The organism is Pedobacter psychrotolerans (assembly GCF_004340665.1).
Classification (GTDB): Bacteria; Bacteroidota; Bacteroidia; order Sphingobacteriales; family Sphingobacteriaceae; genus Pedobacter; species Pedobacter psychrotolerans.
On the sequence record NZ_SLWO01000006.1, the window covers coordinates 18,947 to 38,200 of the forward strand.

Sequence of the window (19,254 nt, forward strand, 5' to 3'; positions counted from 1 at the left end):
TTCAAAACTTACATCGAGTAATATTTTATATTTTCGATCATATTTAATTTGCTAATCACAGATACTTTTCAGTTTTAAAACATTCCAACATTTATTCAATTTTTCAACAAAATACCTCCCCATTGCATAATCATGTTATCTTTATAGCTTTTGCAAATTAATTTCAGTTTTGGCTAAAGATACGAATAAGGAAACCCCATTAATGCAACAGTACAACGCTATAAAAGCGAAGTATCCGGGTGCATTACTACTTTTCAGGGTAGGAGATTTTTACGAAACCTTTGGCGAAGATGCCATAAAAACAGCTCAGATTTTAGGCATTGTTTTAACCAGAAGAGGCACCGGACCAAATGGAGGCGCTTTAGAGCTTGCAGGTTTTCCGCATCATTCTTTAGATAATTATTTATCAAAATTAGTTAGGGCAGGCCAGCGTGTAGCGATATGTGATCAGTTAGAAGATCCTAAAGCAACCAAAACTATTGTGAAACGTGGTGTTACTGAACTGGTTACTCCTGGTGTGGCTTATGGTGATAATATCATCAATCAAAAGTCGAATAATTTTCTGGCCTGTGTTTTCTTTGATAAAACACAACTGGGCGTTTCCTTTCTGGATATTTCTACAGGTGAATTTCTAATTGCCCAAGGAAATAGTGATTACATTGATAAGCTTTTGCAAGGTTTTAAGCCTACTGAAGTGATATTTCAGAAATCTAAAAGGCAAACATTTACCGAAAATTTTGGTGACCGTTTTTACACTTTTGGTTTAGATGATTGGCCTTTCACCTCTGATTATGGAAATGAAACGCTAATGAAGCATTTCGATGTCACTTCCTTAAAGGGATTTGGTGTAGATAGACTTCAAAGTGGTATTGTGGCAGCTGGTGTTGTCCTTCATTATTTAGGTGAAACAGAGCACCGCAACTTACAACATATCACATCGATCAGCAGAATTGAAGAAGATCGCTATATGTGGTTGGACAGGTTTACCATTCGTAACCTGGAACTGGTGAACTCACCAAACGATAATGCGGTAACTTTATTTGATATTCTCGACCACACCTGTACTCCGATGGGTGCCCGTTTGTTGCAAAAGTGGATTATTATGCCGCTAAAGGAGCTAAAACCTATCCAGGAACGTTTGGGAATGGTTGATTATTTCGTTACAAATCATGAATTACAGGAAGAGTTTTTAACACATATTAAACAAATTGGTGATTTAGAGCGATTGATTTCTAAAGTGGGATTACAGCGAGTTGGCCCGAGGGAATTAGTGGCTTTAAAAAGAGCACTTTACCATATCGAGTCTGTTAAAAAGCTGGCTGCCGATTCTAAAAATCCTTTTTTAATTAAAATAGCCGACCAATTAAATCCTTGTCTAGCCATTCGAGATCGCATTGAAAAAGAATTACAACCTGAACCTCCCGCTGTATTAATTAAAGGAAATGTAATTGCAGATGGTATAGATGAAGACCTTGATCGTTTGAGAAAAATCGCCTTTGGCGGTAAAGATTATCTGGTTCAGATTCAAAAACGCGAAGCGGAAGCTACTGGAATTCCATCGCTAAAAATTGCTTTTAATAATGTTTTCGGTTACTATTTAGAAGTAACACACACCCATAAAGATAAAGTTCCTGAAGGCTGGATTCGTAAGCAAACCCTGGTAAATGCAGAGCGATACATTACGCCCGAACTTAAAGAATATGAAGATCAGATTCTGGGTGCTGAAGAAAAAATTCTGGCCATTGAAATTCGTTTATACAATGAACTGATGTATGAAACAGCGGGCTACATCAAACCGATTCAATTGGATTCATTTCTGATCGCACAATTGGATTGTTTGCTATGCTTCGCTCAACTGGCTAAAAAGAATCATTACAATAAGCCAAAGGTAAGCAATAATAAAGTGTTGGATATTAAGGGTGGTCGACATCCAGTAATTGAGAAACAGTTACCAGTTGGCCAGGAATACATTACCAATGATGTTTATCTGGATACCGATTCTCAACAAATCATTATGATAACCGGCCCCAATATGGCGGGTAAATCAGCAATTCTCCGCCAAACGGCATTAATTGTTTTAATGGCGCAGATGGGTTCATTTGTACCAGCAAAAGATGCTGAAGTGGGAATTGTTGATAAAATTTTCACCCGTGTTGGTGCCTCTGATAATATTTCTTCGGGCGAAAGTACATTCATGGTGGAAATGAATGAAACAGCCAGCATCTTAAATAATATTTCAGATGATAGTTTGATTTTATTAGATGAAATCGGGCGTGGAACAAGTACATATGACGGCATTTCCATCGCCTGGGCCATTGCAGAATTTTTATATCAACACCCAACAGCCAGACCAAAAACACTTTTTGCCACGCATTATCATGAATTAAATGAGTTGGCCAATACCATGCCCCGTATTAAGAATTTTAATGTATCTGTTAAGGAAATGACCAATAAAGTGATCTTTTTGAGGAAGTTAATTCCAGGAGGAAGTGAACACAGTTTCGGTATTCATGTAGCAAAAATGGCTGGTATGCCACCAAAATTGATTGGCAGGGCAAATGAGATCTTAAAGAAATTGGAAATCGATAGAACAGAGGGACAGAGTATTAAAGATAGTATCAAAAAAGTTCAGAACCAGGCTTATCAATTACAAATGTTCGCTATTGACGATCCTGTTTTGGTAAAAATCAGAGATACGCTAAATAATTTGGATGTTAATGCGTTAACACCCGTAGAGGCTTTGTTAAAATTAGATGAAATACAAAGGCTGATAAAGAATTAGGTTAGCCACAGATTCGCAGATTTTATTAGGCAAAGTAATATGATTTTACGGAATCACGCCTTGAAAACTTATTCCTGTGATAAAAATAAAAATTAAATCTGCGAATTTGCGGCAAATAATATTAGAGATATGATGAAAACAAAATACTCTTTTGGGTTAATTTTAATGCTCTCACTCCTTATAACTGCTTGTGGTTCCAGAAAATATACAGTTAAAAGTGATACCAAAGCAGCAAAGGCTGCTGATGCCATGTCTAATTTAAAAAGTAAACAACTTTATAAATTCATTACAGATTGGACAGGCGTAAAATACCGTTTCGGTGGATTGGATAAAAGTGGTATAGATTGTTCTGGTTTCGCATTTTTACTGGAGAAAGAAATCTATGGTGTTACCTTACCTCGAATTTCCCGTGATCAGGCAAGCGTAGTAAAACACAAAAGTGTTGACAATTTAAAAGAAGGTGACTTGGTGTTTTTCTCTTTTGGAGGCAGTAATGTTGACCATGTTGGGGTCTACTTAAATAATGGTTTTTTTGTTCATGCCAGCACAAACAGAGGGGTAATTGTAGATGATTTGAATCTGCCAGCCTATCAAAGGGTTTTGGTTAAATCGGGTTCTGTTAATTAAATAGTTTTTTAAGCTTATCGTCATGCTGACCTGTAGCGCAGTGGAAAGCTACGGAGTAAATTTATTTCAGCATCTAACCAAAAGAAAGACCCTGAAATGAATTCAGGGTGACGAGCGACTAAAACCTTCTAAATTCGTTATAAAACTATGCGCATATTTTTTATAATCTACCTATCTTTAATTGCTTATTCAGCTAGCGCTCAAGTAAAATTACTAACTCTTGAAGATTTGGATAAACGTCTGACCAACGGAAAAGATACCACCTATGTTATTAATTTCTGGGCAACCTGGTGTGCTCCATGTGTAGCAGAACTTCCCAACTTTGAAAAGTTGCGTTTGGCCAACGTAAAAAATCCTGTTAAGGTGCTCTTGATCAGTTTAGATTTTAAATCAAAATTACAAAAAGAAGTAATTCCTTTTGTTCAGAAAAATAACATTAATGCTGAAGTGTTTATTTTGAATGCATCAGACCGACAAGCTGATATTCAACGTGTTGATGAACATTGGTCTGGAGCGATTCCTGCAACTCTGTTTGTAAATAAGAAGAGGAGGAAATTTTACGAGAAAGAGTTTACGGAAACAGAATTGAAAAATACGCTATTGGACTTTAAGTAAGTTAAGTGTATCTCTCGCGGAATAGTCATTGCGAAGCTGATTCTTCATCTGCTGAAGCAATATCCATCGAAGAAGTCGCAAATAAGATTGCTTCGTCGTGCCTCCTCGCAAAGACGATTCTACTAGGGGATCGTCCTCCTGAACTTGATTCAGGATCTTATTATAGTAAGGTGCTGAACTAAATTCAGCATGACGATTTATTTAGTGCATCTCTCGCGGAATCGTCATTGCGAAGCTGATTCTTCATCTGCTAAAGCAATCTCCATCGAAGAAATCGCAAATGAGATTGCTTCGTCGTGCCTCCTCGCAAAGAAGTTCATGGAGGTGAAAATAGTGCCAAACTGACCTAGTCGTCATTGCGCGAAACGGTTTTTCTCCGTTTCATGGCAACCTCCCTTAAGGTGGATCGTTGCAAAACAAAGGTGAGATTGTCACGAACATTACCGTTGAAGGATCGGAAAATGTTTTAGCAAAGACGTTCGAGAATAGTAGAAACTACTGTTTTAAACTGACGAAGTTTTCCGTTGCACAGGCAACTAAACTTCGTCAGTTGAAGAGGTTAGAAATTTGTTGCTGTCGCTAAAGCTCTCCAGGTTTCCATGTCTTTCTGCACATCGGCTATTTTAGCTTCTGCTAGCGAGTAAGCATCCGGGCCCAGGAATAAATGTAATGGGGCATTTTCACTTTCAGCAGCTGCAATAATTACATCTGCGCCTTTAGCTGGATCTCCAGGTTGTTGGCTGTTGATGTCATTTTGATGTGCCGCTTGTGAGTCTCGCACTTCTTTATACGCATCAATTGGATTTGCCGGAACTGCCAGTGATCCGGAAGTTAGAAATTCAGTTCTAAAATATCCAGGTTCAATAACTGTTGCTTTAATCCCAAAAGACTTAACTTCAGCAGCAAGTGATTCTGTAAAACCAGCCACAGCAAACTTTGTAGCGCAATAAATCCCAAATCCGGGAAAATTTCCAGTGAAACCACCAATAGAAGAGATATTAAAAATATGTCCTGATTGCTGTTTCCTCATTTGCGGCAATGCTTTTCTAACCACGTTTAACGAACCAAAAACATTGACATCAAAGTTTTCCCGAGCTTCTTTGTCACTCAATTCTTCCAATGCACCTAGCATTCCATAACCAGCATTGTTGACTAGAAAATCCAGCTGACCAAATTTGCTTATGGTTTTGTTCAGAGCGGTTTCTACACTTTCTTCATTTAACAAATCCATCGATAAGGGCAGGAAGTTTTCGTCATCGCCAACTGCTTTCGATAGATCATTTAGATTTCTAGAAGTTGCAGCAACCTGATAACCAATGCTTAATAATTTTTTAACTAATGTTAGTCCGAGTCCTTTTGATGCCCCGGTAACAAACCATACTTTTTTGTTTTCCATAATTTATTGTATTTTTTTACTTTTTATCGTGATCAGATGTATACTCCTTGTTGAATACAATACCTGATTATTCATCTAAATCTGTAGAAATCGTGATCGCTTTCCAAATTTGGATTTCTTCTAATAATGCATCTAACTTTGATGTTGCCCTAATTAATGCATCATTTCCCAGAAGTAAATGAACGGGAGGGTTTGGCATGCTTGCCAGCGAAATCATCGCGGCAGCGGCTTTTTCAGGATCTCCTGCCTGCACTCCATCCATTTTTAAATATCTGGCATGTGCCGTACGCACATCTTCATAGTCTTCAATTGGATTTTCGGTGAGTATTAATGATTCTGGTTTGAGGAAACTCGTTCTGAATGCGCCTGGTGCGACAACAGTTACTTTTATTCCGAATGCTTTAACATCTTCTGCTAAAACTTCAGAAAATGCTATCACTGCTGCTTTTGTAGCAGCGTAAATTGCCCATCCGGTGGCACCATTGATGCCAGCAATAGATGAAATGTTAATGATGTGTCCTGATTTTTGCGCTCTTAAATGGGGAAGAGCCTTCCTGATTACATTTAGCGTTCCAAATACGTTTACGTCAAAGTTATCTCGGGTTTCTTTATCAGTAAGTTCTTCAATACTACCACCAATTCCGTAGCCAGCATTATTTATGACTACATCTATTCTTCCAAATTGAGTAATAGTAGCATTGATGGCTTGCTCTACACTAAGTTCATCGCTGAGGTTTACAGTTAATGGAAGAAATTTTTCAGAATTAGAATTTACGGCAGATGCTAATTCATTAATATTTCTGGATGTAGCCGCAACATACTGACCAGCTTTTAATAATTGGTTAACTAAACTCAGCCCTAAGCCTTTTGATGCGCCAGTTATAAACCAAACTTTTTTAAGTCCCATAATTTTATCCTTTTTGTTGAGACAAAATTAAGGTGGAAATCGATATTGAATATTACGCTATTCAAACTGATCATTACAAAATTCAAACAATTCGATAAGAAGTAGGCGTGTGCTTCGTTAATTTTTTGAAAAAGTTATTAAAATGTGTTGGTTCCTCAAAACCTAAACAATAACCAATTTCAGATATGTTCCAATCGGTATGTTTAAGCAGTGCTTTTGCCTCGCTTAATAAACGTTCGGTGATGTAATTTGTCGTGGTTTTTCCAGTGGTTTCCTTTATAGCCCGGTTTAAATGATTGACGTGAACTGAAAGTTGCGAAGCATAATCCTTTGCAGAGCGCATGGTAAACCTTTGTGAAGTAGTTTCTATAGGGAATTGCCGCTCCAATAATTCAGTAAATACAGCGGTTATTCTGGTATTGGCATCTGTATGTTTAAATAAGGTTTCCGATGGCTGTGTTTTTAAAGCAAAATGCGCAATCTCAGTGATGTAATTTCTTAATAGGTCATACTTATAAATGTAATCCGTATTTATTTCTTCAAACATTTTGGTGAAAATTGATGAAACGATAGCATCTTGTTTTTCATCAAGTGCATATGCAGGCTTACCTCCGGGAACAAACATGGGTAAATCACCGATGTTTCCTCGAATTTTTTCTTTGAAGAATGCCTCGGTAAAAATACAGAAAAAGCCAGTTATATCACTTTTACTACCACTTGCTAATTCCCATGTATATGGAACCAAAGGATTAAAAAACATGAGTGCAGTACCATTTATTTCAATACTTTTATCTGCATAATGATAAATGTTATGACCCCTGTTTAACGCGATTTTATAAAAATCTCTGCGGTTATAACTCATTTGTTTACTATCATCACGCAGGCAATCTTCTAGTTTGAAAACATTAAAATGGCCAACACCTTGCTGTAGGTTTTCGGGTAAAAAACTAAATTTTTTTTGATAGAAGTCTTCAATAGTTTCTGTTGTACTCATGAAAACAAAGTTACAAAATTCAAACTAAGATTAATGTGTGGTATTTGATATTTAGTATAGTGACAAAAGTTTGGAAAAGTTCTGTTTGAATTTTTACAAGGCTGATCCTTCCCATAACGATAAACCATAAAATGTAATGTTGACGCATTAATAGCCTCATTCAGATTTAAATGTTAATAGTCGAATAGTACAGCATCATGACAATTAAAAATACCGATCGGTATACATTTGAATCGATAAATTATTATGACAAAATCAGAGAAAACGAAGCGTCACATCATTGAAAAAATTGCACCGATCTTTAACATGAAAGGTTTTGCCGGGACATCATTAAATGACATGACTGACGCAACCGGATTGACAAAAGGAAGTATCTATGGGAATTTTGCCAATAAAGATGAAGTTGCGCTGGCGGCCTTCGACTATAATTTCAAAAGCATGGAGATGAAAATCAACGCAGCTATGAATAATCAACATACCGCAAAAGATAAACTTTTAGCTTATTTGATCGTATATCAAGGTTTAATGGTTGGTCAAATTTCTCCCGGCGGATGTCCAATTCTAAATACTTCTATTGATGCTGACGATACTCATCCGGCACTCCGGGAAAAAGCATTGAATGCACTATTGTCCTGGAAGAAGCAAATCATGGGCATAATTCAAGATGGGATTTCGAATAAAGAAATAGCCTCTAAATATAATCCAGAACAAATTGCCTTAACAGTTATTGCGATGATAGAAGGTGGAATCATGATTTCCAGACTAACCAATACCAAGGAAACTTGCGAACTGCTTATCGACTCTTTAAAAGTATATATCAATAATCTAAGCTAACCACAAATGATAATGATGACTAAAAAAGTGATTTAAACAAATGAGTTGCAAAACATAAAAATCTAACTGACAATCGATTATAAAACGAACATTCAGGAAGAGAAAAAAGAAGAGCGCTTTAACCTTATTATCATGATATTTGCGCCAGGAATAGTAAAATGAGAAGTCTAAAGATTGAATCAAATTGATGCACATCTTACTCAATCAAAGTGCGTCAGGTCATTGTACCAATAATATTATCACCTCAAAAAATAAAAATCGGTTTCTTAATTTGGAACCATGAACAATAAATAGCATGAAAAGAGTAGTTGTAACAGGATTGGGTGCGATAACGCCCCTTGGAAATACAGTAGAAAGTTTCTGGAAGAATATTTTAGCTGGGAAGAGTGGGATTGGACCAATCACCAAATTCGATACCAGTAAGTTTAAAACACATTTTGCCGCAGAGGTTAAAGACTTTAATCCTGAATCTTTTTTAGACAAAAAAGAGGCTAGAAAATTTGATACGTTTACGCAATATGCCATTGCTTCAACTGATGAGGCGATTGCAGACGCAGGACTGGATTTTAAATCAATGAGTGATGATCAGTTGGCTGAAGTTGGAGTAATCTGGGCAACTGGAAATGGCGGTATCTCTACTTTTGAACAGCAATTGGCTGAGTTTCATCAGGGTGATGGAACACCACGATTCAGTCCGTTTTTTATTCCGAAGATGATTGTAGATATTGCTGCAGGCGCCATCTCCATTCGCCATAAATTACGTGGACCTAATTATTGCACCGTTTCAGCTTGTGCGTCATCCAACACAGCCATTATAAATGCATTCGACACTATTCGCTTAGGAAAAGCCAATATTATGGTGGCCGGTGGGTCGGAGGCTGCAATTACTGAAGCATCAGTTGGTGGATTTAGTGCAGCACAAGCTTTATCAAAACGAAATGATAGTCCAGAAACGGCATCAAGACCTTTTGATGAAAGCCGTGATGGTTTCGTAATGGGAGAAGGTGCCGGAGCACTAATTTTAGAAGATTTAGAACATGCTTTAAATCGTGGTGCTCATATTTATGCTGAAATTGTGGGTGGCGGAATGGCTGCCGATGCTTACCACTTAACCGGAACACCTCCGGACGGTCTGGGTGCATCTTTAGGTATGAAAAAAGCATTACATGATGCAGGCATTACCCCGGATAAGATTGATTATATTAACGCTCATGCCACATCTACAGGTTTGGGTGATCTGAGCGAATTGAATGCCGTAAAAACAGTATTTGGAGATTTACCTGTTGTGATCGGGGCATCAAAATCAATGACAGGCCATTTGCTCGGTGCTGCTGGCGCGGTGGAGAGTTTAATTAGTATTTTAGCGATCAGAGACGGCATTATTCCACCAACAATTAACACCACAAAACTAGATGAAAAAATCCCGGAAGGATTGAACATCGTTTTAGGGCAATGTATTGAGAAGGAAATTAATTATGTTCTAAATAACACTTTTGGTTTTGGTGGGCATGTAGCCAGTACAATTTTCAAAAAATATGAAGCATAGTTTTATTTATCCATTAAGAGATTAACCAGTTCTTTCAGGTCTTCAACTTCTTGTTCAAGTTTTGAAATTCGATTTTCCAACGCTTCATTGGGTTGGAAAATCGTTGTTTCAGAAGTCTGATTTTCTACTTCTGGTGTATGGGCTTGTTCGCCTAATAAATGAATAAATCGGGCTTCCTTCTGACCCGTTTTCTTCGGCAATTGTTTTACAAAAGCATGCTCACCATTTGAAAGTTTCTGAAGTTGTTCCAACACTTCTTCAATACTATCGAATTCATAAAGCCTTCCTGAATTACTGTTAATTTCTCCTGGTGTTAATGGTCCACGCAACAGCAGTAAACTTAGGATAGAAAGTTCAGATGGTACCAGTGGATATACGATTCCCAAGTTATGTTTATATTTAATTGCTCTGCTTGAACCACCTGTAGCTGTTGAGGTTAATCCTTTTATTTTTAAAGCATTCAATGTTAGGGTAACAGTTTCTTCATCATAATTGACAACAGGATTTCTTGAACTTTTTTGATTACAGGCCGCTGTTAAGCTATTTAAAGTCATGGGATAATAATCCGGTGTAGTTCTGCTCTTTTCAATCAATGAACCTAACACACGTTGTTCCTCCGCAGATAAATCGGGTAGTGCTTTAATCTCTTCCATTTGATAAAAATAGAAATTGGCTTTACATTTTCAGAAATTATTTTAAAAAATCAGGATTTCTTTATAGAGTTGGCTACAATGAACGATTTTCTATTTAGAACAGATTAAGTTTTACCTAAAATCAGAGCTTTAACGACACATAAATATTACTTCATAGAATTGTTCTAAATTTCTTATTGTACAGATTTTAAGGTTTATATTCACGATATTTAAAATTGCACTACTTTACAAAACATATTTTATGCAATCATCTGATCCTAAAAATAATCAGGGTGATAGCAGAAGAGATTTCCTGAAAAAAAGTTCTCTCATCACTGCTATTGCCCTCACACCATCAGTTGCCTTAAAGGCTGCAGAAAGCCAGGCTGATGAACGCTTCGCCGAGCTTTTTGAAAAAATCCCCTTAAACCTTACCGTTAATAATAAGGCATATCAGACATCTGTTGAACCTCGGGTTACGCTGCTGGATTATTTGCGGGAAGAACTGCATTTAACAGGCACCAAGAAAGGTTGTGATCACGGTCAATGCGGGGCTTGTACCGTTCACGTTGATGGTGAAAGGGTTAATTCATGCTTAAGTTTGGCGGTGATGAATGAAGGTAAAAAAGTAACCACCATAGAGGGCCTGGCCAATGGTGATGAATTACACCCGATGCAGGCCGCATTTATTAAACACGATGGTTTCCAATGTGGCTACTGTACACCCGGGCAAATTATGTCTGCAGTGGCATGTGTGAATGAAGGCCATACCACTTCCAGATCTGAAATTAGTGAATACATGAGTGGAAATATCTGCAGATGTGGTGCTTACCCAAATATAGTTGATGCAATCATTGAAGTATCGAAAGGAGAAACAAAGGCATGATCAATTTTCAATATTTAAGAACAACAACTTCTAAATCGGCATTGGCTTTATTATCAAAAGATAAAGCAGCCAAATTTCTGGCTGGTGGAACCAACCTGATTGATTTAATGAAAAGGGGAGTAACCACACCGGAGAAGCTGATCGATATTAACCATGTACCTTTAAAGCAGATCGAACTTAAAGGTGATACAATAATAATTGGTGCACTGGCATCAAATACGGCAGTTGCAGAACATGCACTAATAAAGGAAAAACTTCCATTATTGGCTAATGCTTTAAATGCAGGTGCTTCTGCGCAGTTGCGTAATGTGGCTACAGTAGGAGGAAACATGATGCAGCGTACGCGTTGTGGTTATTTTTATGATACGGAAATGCCTTGCAATAAACGCCAACCGGGATCTGGTTGTGGCGCTATTGGTGGCTTTAACAGAATGCATGCTATTTTTGGCACATCAGAAAAATGTATCGCTGTTCATCCGAGTGATATGTGCGTGGCATTAATCGCACTGGATGCAACTGTTGTACTGGCCAATCAGAAAGGTGAACGCAAAATATTATTTAAAGATTTTCACCGCCTCGCTGGAGATACACCGCAGTTAGACAATAACTTAAAGACTGATGAAATGATCATTAGGTTAGAAATCCCGATAAATAACCTGGCTAAAAATTCTCATTATCTGAAAGTAAGAGACCGTGCTTCATATGCATTTGCCTTGGTTTCTGTTGCAGCGGCATTGGAAATCTCTGATCATAAAATTACTGATGTGCGGCTAGCTATGGGTGGCGTAGCACATAAACCCTGGCGTTTAACGGCATCAGAAAATTTCCTTAAAGGAAAGGAAGCATCAACAGCGAACTTTGAACTGGCTGCTAAATTAGCCATGACTGATGCAAAGGGTTTTGGTGAAAATGATTTCAAACTTCAAATGGCACCCAATTCAATTATTGAAGCATTAACCCTTGCAAAATCAAAAGCTTAACCATGGAAAATAGAATGCTAAAAGATGAAAACGATCGTGTAGACGGCGTTTTTAAGGTAACTGGTAAAGCGAAATATTTTGCCGAGTATGAACTTCCGGGTTTAACTTATGGTGTGCTGGTAACCAGTACCATAACAAAGGGAAAGATTACCACATTAGATACTAAGGCAGCTGAAAAAGCACCTGGTGTAATCTCAGTACTGTCTCATTTAAATAAGCCCTCGGCTCCCGGTTATGAACAGGATGGCGGCTCTCCAATGAAGATTTTTTACACAGATAAAATTTTCTATAACGGTCAACCTATTGCCATGGTTGTTGCCAATACTTTTGAAAGGGCTACTTATGCCGCATCGCTGGTTAAGGCAACTTATGCTAAGGAGGAATTCAACACTAATTTTGACAAGGCAGTTGCCGATTCAAAATCAAAAAAACTTCAGGGTCAACCTGATTATAAACGAGGTGTAGAAAATGCATATAAAACCGCTGAGGTAAAAATTGAAGAAAAATACCATCTTCCTATCGAGACACATAATCCGATGGAGTTACATGGAATTATTGCAGATTGGCGGCCAAATAATCAACTTACCGTTTATGCCAAAACTCAAGGTGTAAAGGCTACACAGGGTACTATTGCCAACGTTTTTAAAATTCCTGTAGAAAATATCCAGGTGAATTCTGAGTTTGTTGGAGGTGGCTTTGGAATGGCACTTAGAACCTGGCCTGTAGAGATTGCGACTGTAATGGCATCGAAACACATTGGTAAGCCGGTAAAACTCGTGATCACGCGAATGCAGATGTTTACGATGGTGGGAAATCGCCCTGCAGCTATACAAACTATCGGTTTGGGTGCCAATAAAGATGGAAAGCTTACAGGAATCACACACCGAGCATTTGGCGAGACTTCTGTTTACGAAAACTTTACGGAAGGCGTGGTTAATATGGCGAAATTTATGTATCAATGTGATAATGTAAATACCCAATATACTGTTGTGCCTGTAGATTTAGGTGTTCCGATCTGGATGCGTGGACCTGGTGAAGCGACAGGTGCATTTGCGCTGGAAAGTGCCATTGATGAAATGGCTCATGCACTAGACATGGACCCGCTGGAATTCAGAATTAAAAACGACCCGGAAAGAGATCAACAGCGAAGTCTGCCATTCTCAGATAAAAACATCAAAGAAGCCTATCGTGTTGGTGCACAAAAAATAGGCTGGAATGAAAGAAAGAATAAACCTGGAAGTCTGATAGATGGTCAGTTGAAAACTGGTTACGGTGTAAGCATCGGTGTTTTTAATGCCAACAGGGGTAGAGCCAGTGTAAAAGGTATTTTAAAAGCAGATGGCTCATTGGTATTACAAAGTGCAACGAGTGATATTGGTCCGGGCACTGGAACCGGCATGACTTTGATCGCGAGTAAATTAATGAAGATCCCTGCTGATAAAATTACATTTGAACTGGGAGATTCTTCTTTGCCACCCGCACCAAGTCAGGGTGGTTCTGCTACGCTTTCTACAGTTGGTTCTGCTGTTAATGATGTTTGTGTAGCCTTAAAATCTACCATCGCAGAATTGGCGGCTAACTCCAATATGGATGCCACTGCTAACTTTGTAGATGTTTTAAAGAAAAATAATTTGCCTTCAATTGAAATCATGAAGCAAAGTCAGGCAGGAAAAGAACGCGAAGCTTATTCGATGTATTCGTTTTCCATTCATTTCGTGAAAGTAAAAGTGCACAGTTTAACCGGGGTAGTGAAGGTGGATAAAATTGTATCTGTTGGAGATTCCGGAACCATTGTAAGTCCAAAGACCGCTCGTAGCCAGATGGTTGGAGGTGCAGTGGGTGGCGTTGGCATGGCGCTGACTGAAGAATCTATTATTGACCATCGTTATGGCAGGTACATTAATAATAATTTCGCTGATTACCATGTACCGGTAAATGCAGATATTCCTGAAATTGAAGTGCATTTCATCAATAAACCTGATCCTTATATCAATCCGATGGGGGCAAAGGGAATGGGGGAAATTGCTTTAATCGGTTTTTCAGCTGCTGTAGCCAATGCGGTATTTAATGCCACAGGTAAAAGAATCAGAAGTTTACCCATTACGCCTGATAAAATTTTAGCAGATAGTTAGTATCGCTAGCCGGGATCTCTAATCCCGGCTCTACGAATTGCGGATTTAAAATCCGCAGTTAATGCGATCGAGATTATAAATCTCGACCAACCACGCATAATTTTTATATTCATAGTGATATTGTTAGTCGGGATCTCCAATCCCGACTCTTCTATTTGCGGATTTAAAATCCGCAGTTAAGTCAGGTCGAGATTATAAAACTCGACCAACCACGCATAATTTTTTATACCCATAGATATTGCTAGTCGGGATCTCCAATCCCGACTTTTCTATTTGCGGATTTAAAATCCGCAGTTAATGCGATCGAGATTATAAACCTCGATCAACTACGCATAATTTTTTATATCCATATTGAAATTGTTAATCAGGATCTCCAATCCCGACTCTTCTGTTTGCTAATTTCAAATCCTTAGTAAATGCGATCGAGATTATAAATTTCGACCAATCATGCATAATTTTTTATATCTATAGTGATATTGTTAGCCGGGATCTCCAATCCCGACTCTTCTATTTGCGGATTTCAAATCCGCAGTTAAATAAGGACGAGATTATAAATCTCGACCAACTAAGCATATTTTTTTATATCCATAGCGATATTGTTGGTCGGGATCTCCAATCCCGGCTCTACGAATTGCGGATTTAAAATCCGCAGTTAATGTGATCGAGATTATAAATCTCGACCAATAAAAAAAGGGCAAATTTCAATGAAATTTGCCCTTTTAATAAATAGATTTAAAATTATTTAGCAGATGATTTTCCGGTATATGTAGCCGCTAATTTAAGTGCTTCGTAAGCATTAACCACACCGCCACTTATACACAAATCAGAAAAAGGTACTGATACGGTTTCAGCATTTTCTTCATCACCTTTTTTATAAGATACATTGTGGTTAACCTTCGTTACCGACTTTACAATGATTTCTTTTACTTGTGCAGCAGATAATTTAGGATAATACGAACGAATTAATCCCGCTAAACCAGCAACAACAGGAGAAGCCATACTCGTTCCATCTAAATCTTTGTATTTAGAACCTGGAACGGTAGAGTGAATTTTAACACCAGGTGCAAATACATCAACCTGTGTTTTACCAAAGTTAGAGAAACTTGCTTTTAATGTTTCATCATCTTTTGGACCAGATGCACCAACCGTAATCCAAGATGCGATGGTTTTTTCATCTAAATCTTTATGGTTAGGAAAATTATTTTCAGTATCAATATTTTTATTTTCATTACCTGCAGCTTGAACAATTAGCACATCTTTAGAAGCTGCATATTTCATAGCATCATTCACAACAGCTTTATCCCAGCTGTATGCTTTACCAAAACTCATATTAATAACTTTAGCACCATTATCAACAGCATAACGAATACTATTGGCTACATCTTTATCACGTTCATCACCATTTGGTGTGCAACGAACGCCCATAATCGCCACATTATCAGCTACACCCATGATTCCAAGCTTATTGGTTCTATCAGCAGCAATAATACCAGCCACATGTGAACCATGCATGGCATCAGGACCAGTTACATCATTATTACCGTAAAATTTCTCGTTATCATCATTAGGATTATCACCAACAATAGTACGTGGATCATAATCAATGTTTAAGTTATATTCTGCCTGACGGGTATAATAATCTAAGCCTTCTTTAATCTGATCTTCATAAAATTCTTTGAATGAACCTTTATCCAATTGCTGAACCATCACCGATTGGATACGTCCCTCCATATCATTGGCAGGCTTAAAGTTTTTAAAATCTTCAATAGTCGGATTTTCTTTGCCTATTTTCTTCACTACACCATCTAAAGCGTTTTTGAAACCCGAAATACCAGCCAATCCTTGTTTAGCTTCACCCAACTGTTTTTCAAGATCTGCCCTCATGGCTTTAAATGCTTCCCAGTCTTTTTTATCTTTTTCGGCAACGTTAGCATCCGTAGTATTGGCAAAACGTGTTTGGTCACGGCGCACTAAACGGGTAAGCTCCAGTGTTTCAAAATTTACAGATCCTTTTGGTCCGCCAATAAAATTCCAGCCGTGAATATCATCTGCATAGCCATTTTTATCATCGTCCTTATTATTACCTGCAATTTCTTTGGCATTTACCCACATGATGCGCTTTAAATCTTCATGCATCGCATCAACACCACCATCATTTACAGCAACAATAACTTTTGTTGATTTTTTACCTTTAAGCAATTCTTTGTAGGCTTTTTCTGTACTGATTCCAAATGTTGAATCAGTTTTTAAATCAAGATTTTGCCAGTTTGCTTTTTGTGCATTGGCAAATAATGGAACTGCAATAACAAATGCACCGGTTAATAGCACATTAAAAATTCTATTCTTATTCATTTGTGTTTTTTTTGTATTAAACGGCGAAAGATAATTTTAATTTTTTTCTTTCCCATAAATTGTATTAAAAATGATGTTTTACAAACTTTATAAATAAAAAAAATCCCAAATAAATTGGGATTTTTATAGTAATATGCAATGTCGTAAATTTTATTTTAAACCAGTTACAATCTGTTTTGCCATTACATTGTGCTGTTCTATGATTGCCAAAGTTTTGGTAGCCCATTCTTTTAAGCCTGCATCTTTATTTGATACACCTTCTTTAAATAAAGCAACAGTTTTTTCATGGTCGGTAACCATCATGTCCATATAGTGCTTGTCAAATGCAGCACCAGTCATTTTTTTCATCTCATCCAAATGGATTTGATCTTCCGCAGGTAAAGCATCCGGAGTAATTACTTTCTTTTCAATGGCGAAAGCTTTAAGCTCCTTGTTAGCCTGTGTATGATCAGCTAACATTTTTGTAGCGAAGTCTTTAACTTTTTGATCTGATGCATTTTTTAAAGCAATCTTAGCAGCTTCAACTTCCATAATGCCACCAACAGCAGCTTTTCTAAGGAAAGTAGCACCTGCTTCATCTATACCAGATTCTACAACCTCACTTCCGGCTACGTGATTACCATTAACCATGGTGGTATCTCCACCTACGCTATCTTTAGTGGTATCTGATTTTTTATCTGCTGTTTGACAGGCTTGAAAGGTAAGAGCGGAAGCAACTATCGTTGATAGTATAAATATCTTTTTCATGTATGTTCTTGTATTGATATAGAATTAAAACAAGTGTTAATGAAAAAGGTTTTTAATCCGCTTCAGTATCTGTTTCTTGATAAATATTTGGTAACACGATACCCATCTGCCTATCAGGATTTTCTAGCGCTTTAAAGCCAAATTGTTCATATAAACTGTGGGCATCCAACGTAGCCAATTGGTAACGGCGCAAACCTTGAAGATCAGGGTGAAAAATCATAAAAGCCATTAGCTTTTTAGATAAACCTAATCCACGATAAGCAGCGGCAATATAAACATCGCAGAGCCATCCAAAAGTTGCCTTATCTGTAACCCAGCGGGCAAAACCGATTTGTTCCTGATTTTTGTATATCCCAAAGCACAGTGAGTTTTCTATAGAACGTTTAACAAGTTCTAATGGAATATTTTTCGCCCAGTACGATTCTTTACTCAAATAATGATGAATAGATTCTATCTGAAGCAACTCCTTCTGATCAGAAAATATAAAATCATTTTCGCTTATCTGCATATAAAAAAGGATAAAAAAAATTAAAATAGATGCGAATTAAACTTCAACTTCAATAGCAATGAGCAGTTGAATCTTTTAATTACGCATATTGATAAACTGCAATGGCTGATCGAAATCTTCACCTCTACATAAAGTGATAACCGCCTGCAGATCATCGATTTTCTTAGCCGTTACCCGAACCTGATCATCCATAATAGAAGGTTGCACCTTTAAGCCACTGGCCTTAATCTTTGCCACCACCTTCTTGGCTGCTTCTTTATCTAATCCTTCCTTAATGGTGATTTCCTTTCGGATCATATTGCCAGAAGCAATGGTCTCTTTACCAAAATCCATACTTTTAGGGTCTAGATTCTGTTTCATCATCCTGGAGATAATAGCATCTTCAATGGCTTTTAAACGCATATCATCCTCCGTTACAATGGTTACAATATTCGTTTTCTTATCCAGATCGACAGTACTTTTAGAACCGTTGAAATCAAAACGGTTGAGTATTTCCTTTTTAGCATTGTTAATCGCATTATCAAGAGTCTGCGCATCAACTTTACTTACAATATCAAAAGAAGGCATGGTTTTTAGCTTTAAGGTAAAAAATTAGTAGATTTAAAAAGAAATAAATCCGTTGCACAAAAAAACGAAAAATAATATGAAAACCACTAAAGCAAAGTCTCAAAAAGTAACTAAAAAAGATGCTAAGAAACAATTAGAACAATCTTTAACTGCTCAATTTTTAGAGGTGATCATGAGCCTCGGCCATGATGCATCAGAGATAAGTACCGAAGTGGCAAAAGCAAGTAAACGTGTTGCAAAAAAATTGACCAAAAAATTTACAGTAATCAAAGCAGACGTTGGTCATAAAATTGATGATATTTTACATTCATCAAAAGAAAAAGTTAAAGACATAAAGAAACCCATTACTAAGGCAGAAAAAAGTGCTGCCAAGGTGGTTAAAAAAGCAGTTGCTAAAGCAAAACCTGTTGTTCAAAGTGTTAAAGTTGCAGCTATTGCAACAGAAGAAAAAGCAGAAAAGGCTATTGCAAAACCAGTTAAAGTGGTTAAAGACAGTGTAGAAGGAATACAAAAAGCGGTTAAGCCAACGGTAGAATCTGCTAAAGAAGAGGTAACTGATGCAGCTGCAAAAGCAACTACTGCTATTAAGAAAACAGTTAAAAAAACAGCTGAAGCTACAAAAGAAACCGCAACAGAAGCTAAAGATAAAATTGCTCCAGTTGTTAAGAAAGTAGTAAAAGCGCCATTAAAAAAATAATTTGTTAACGTTAATCTGTATGTGAATTAACATGGATTTAACAAATTAATAT

The 19,254-nt window shown here is 37.4% G+C and carries 17 protein-coding genes; 9 read left to right on the plus strand and 8 right to left on the minus strand.

All coding sequences use genetic code 11. The annotated features are described in order from the left end of the window. The first annotated feature begins 169 nt into the window (after positions 1–169). From mutS to EV200_RS15370, 3 genes are all read left to right on the plus strand, one after another. Positions 170–2,782, plus strand: coding sequence for a DNA mismatch repair protein MutS (gene mutS / locus EV200_RS15360; RefSeq protein WP_132534180.1), 2,613 nt, complete (start codon positions 170–172; stop codon positions 2,780–2,782). Between the two features lie 129 nt (positions 2,783–2,911). Further along, entirely contained in the window at positions 2,912–3,409 is a 498-nt protein-coding gene (locus EV200_RS15365) for a C40 family peptidase (protein ID WP_132534182.1), read from the plus strand. Between the two features lie 147 nt (positions 3,410–3,556). Further along, positions 3,557–4,024 (plus strand): TlpA disulfide reductase family protein, encoded by a 468-nt coding sequence (locus tag EV200_RS15370; protein WP_132534184.1) that lies wholly within the window; start codon positions 3,557–3,559, stop codon positions 4,022–4,024. Positions 4,025–4,583: 559 nt separating this feature from the next. Here EV200_RS15370 and EV200_RS15375 read toward each other — a convergent pair. From EV200_RS15375 to EV200_RS15385, 3 genes are all read right to left on the minus strand, one after another. Continuing rightward, positions 4,584–5,420: an SDR family NAD(P)-dependent oxidoreductase gene (locus tag EV200_RS15375; RefSeq protein ID WP_132534186.1), complete on the minus strand. Its 837-nt coding sequence runs from the start codon at positions 5,418–5,420 to the stop codon at positions 4,584–4,586. A 67-nt stretch (positions 5,421–5,487) separates the two neighbouring features. Continuing rightward, entirely contained in the window at positions 5,488–6,327 is an 840-nt protein-coding gene (locus EV200_RS15380) for an SDR family NAD(P)-dependent oxidoreductase (protein WP_132534188.1), read from the minus strand. An 82-nt stretch (positions 6,328–6,409) separates the two neighbouring features. Next, on the minus strand, positions 6,410–7,321 hold the full coding sequence (locus EV200_RS15385) for a helix-turn-helix domain-containing protein (protein WP_132534190.1): 912 nt from the start codon (positions 7,319–7,321) through the stop codon (positions 6,410–6,412). Between the two features lie 246 nt (positions 7,322–7,567). Here EV200_RS15385 and EV200_RS15390 point away from each other — a divergent pair, with 246 nt between their 5' ends. Beyond that, positions 7,568–8,155 carry a TetR/AcrR family transcriptional regulator gene (locus EV200_RS15390; protein ID WP_132534192.1) on the plus strand — a complete coding sequence of 196 codons (588 nt, stop codon included), beginning with the start codon at positions 7,568–7,570 and terminating at the stop codon, positions 8,153–8,155. Positions 8,156–8,450: 295 nt separating this feature from the next. After that, positions 8,451–9,701 carry a beta-ketoacyl-ACP synthase II gene (gene fabF, locus EV200_RS15395; RefSeq protein ID WP_132534194.1) on the plus strand — a complete coding sequence of 417 codons (1,251 nt, stop codon included), beginning with the start codon at positions 8,451–8,453 and terminating at the stop codon, positions 9,699–9,701. Between the two features lie 2 nt (positions 9,702–9,703). Here the strand turns inward: fabF and EV200_RS15400 are convergent, their stop codons facing one another. Next, positions 9,704–10,354, minus strand: a complete 651-nt coding sequence (locus tag EV200_RS15400; protein ID WP_132534196.1) for a YceH family protein — start codon at positions 10,352–10,354, stop codon at positions 9,704–9,706. A 241-nt stretch (positions 10,355–10,595) separates the two neighbouring features. Here EV200_RS15400 and EV200_RS15405 point away from each other — a divergent pair, with 241 nt between their 5' ends. The 3 genes from EV200_RS15405 to EV200_RS15415 are packed head-to-tail and all read left to right on the plus strand — an operon-like array spanning position 10,596 to position 14,331. After that, complete coding sequence (locus EV200_RS15405; protein WP_132534198.1) at positions 10,596–11,219, plus strand: (2Fe-2S)-binding protein; 624 nt, start codon at positions 10,596–10,598, stop codon at positions 11,217–11,219. Next, a complete protein-coding gene (locus EV200_RS15410) occupies positions 11,216–12,199 on the plus strand; it encodes an FAD binding domain-containing protein (protein WP_132534200.1) in 984 nt (327 codons plus the stop codon). Before EV200_RS15405 ends, EV200_RS15410 begins: the two co-directional genes overlap by 4 nt. Positions 12,200–12,201: 2 nt before the next feature. Beyond that, the gene (locus tag EV200_RS15415) at positions 12,202–14,331 is read left to right on the plus strand and encodes a xanthine dehydrogenase family protein molybdopterin-binding subunit (RefSeq protein ID WP_132534202.1); all 2,130 of its coding nucleotides are present in this window, start codon (positions 12,202–12,204) and stop codon (positions 14,329–14,331) included. 738 nt (positions 14,332–15,069) lie between these two features. On the opposite strand, the gene EV200_RS15420 is transcribed toward EV200_RS15415, so the two are convergent. The 4 genes from EV200_RS15420 to EV200_RS15435 form a co-directional block, all read right to left on the minus strand. After that, a complete protein-coding gene (locus EV200_RS15420; RefSeq protein ID WP_132534204.1) occupies positions 15,070–16,683 on the minus strand; it encodes a S8 family peptidase in 1,614 nt (537 codons plus the stop codon). A gap of 150 nt (positions 16,684–16,833) precedes the next feature. Further along, on the minus strand, positions 16,834–17,430 hold the full coding sequence (locus EV200_RS15425) for a DUF4142 domain-containing protein (RefSeq protein ID WP_132534206.1): 597 nt from the start codon (positions 17,428–17,430) through the stop codon (positions 16,834–16,836). A 52-nt stretch (positions 17,431–17,482) separates the two neighbouring features. Next, entirely contained in the window at positions 17,483–17,938 is a 456-nt protein-coding gene (locus EV200_RS15430) for a GNAT family N-acetyltransferase (RefSeq protein ID WP_132534208.1), read from the minus strand. A gap of 75 nt (positions 17,939–18,013) precedes the next feature. After that, positions 18,014–18,505 (minus strand): YajQ family cyclic di-GMP-binding protein, encoded by a 492-nt coding sequence (locus EV200_RS15435; RefSeq protein WP_132534210.1) that lies wholly within the window; start codon positions 18,503–18,505, stop codon positions 18,014–18,016. A gap of 76 nt (positions 18,506–18,581) precedes the next feature. Between EV200_RS15435 and EV200_RS15440 the strand changes: the two genes are divergently transcribed. Beyond that, on the plus strand, positions 18,582–19,202 hold the full coding sequence (locus EV200_RS15440) for a hypothetical protein (protein ID WP_132534212.1): 621 nt from the start codon (positions 18,582–18,584) through the stop codon (positions 19,200–19,202). The last annotated feature ends 52 nt before the right edge of the window (positions 19,203–19,254 follow it).

Bases quoted from the DNA above. Each gene is read 5' to 3' on its own strand.
- EV200_RS15365 (WP_132534182.1), top strand. From the start codon at position 2,912: ATGATGAAAACAAAATACTCTTTTGGGTTAATTTTAATGCTCTCACTC.
- EV200_RS15370 (WP_132534184.1), top strand. From the start codon at position 3,557: ATGCGCATATTTTTTATAATCTACCTATCTTTAATTGCTTATTCAGCT.
- EV200_RS15375 (WP_132534186.1), bottom strand. From the start codon at position 5,420: ATGGAAAACAAAAAAGTATGGTTTGTTACCGGGGCATCAAAAGGACTC.
- EV200_RS15380 (WP_132534188.1), bottom strand. From the start codon at position 6,327: ATGGGACTTAAAAAAGTTTGGTTTATAACTGGCGCATCAAAAGGCTTA.
- EV200_RS15385 (WP_132534190.1), bottom strand. From the start codon at position 7,321: ATGAGTACAACAGAAACTATTGAAGACTTCTATCAAAAAAAATTTAGT.
- EV200_RS15390 (WP_132534192.1), top strand. From the start codon at position 7,568: ATGACAAAATCAGAGAAAACGAAGCGTCACATCATTGAAAAAATTGCA.
- fabF (WP_132534194.1), top strand. From the start codon at position 8,451: ATGAAAAGAGTAGTTGTAACAGGATTGGGTGCGATAACGCCCCTTGGA.
- EV200_RS15400 (WP_132534196.1), bottom strand. From the start codon at position 10,354: ATGGAAGAGATTAAAGCACTACCCGATTTATCTGCGGAGGAACAACGT.
- EV200_RS15405 (WP_132534198.1), top strand. From the start codon at position 10,596: ATGCAATCATCTGATCCTAAAAATAATCAGGGTGATAGCAGAAGAGAT.
- EV200_RS15410 (WP_132534200.1), top strand. From the start codon at position 11,216: ATGATCAATTTTCAATATTTAAGAACAACAACTTCTAAATCGGCATTG.
- EV200_RS15415 (WP_132534202.1), top strand. From the start codon at position 12,202: ATGGAAAATAGAATGCTAAAAGATGAAAACGATCGTGTAGACGGCGTT.
- EV200_RS15420 (WP_132534204.1), bottom strand. From the start codon at position 16,683: ATGAATAAGAATAGAATTTTTAATGTGCTATTAACCGGTGCATTTGTT.
- EV200_RS15425 (WP_132534206.1), bottom strand. From the start codon at position 17,430: ATGAAAAAGATATTTATACTATCAACGATAGTTGCTTCCGCTCTTACC.
- EV200_RS15430 (WP_132534208.1), bottom strand. From the start codon at position 17,938: ATGCAGATAAGCGAAAATGATTTTATATTTTCTGATCAGAAGGAGTTG.
- EV200_RS15435 (WP_132534210.1), bottom strand. From the start codon at position 18,505: ATGCCTTCTTTTGATATTGTAAGTAAAGTTGATGCGCAGACTCTTGAT.
- EV200_RS15440 (WP_132534212.1), top strand. From the start codon at position 18,582: ATGAAAACCACTAAAGCAAAGTCTCAAAAAGTAACTAAAAAAGATGCT.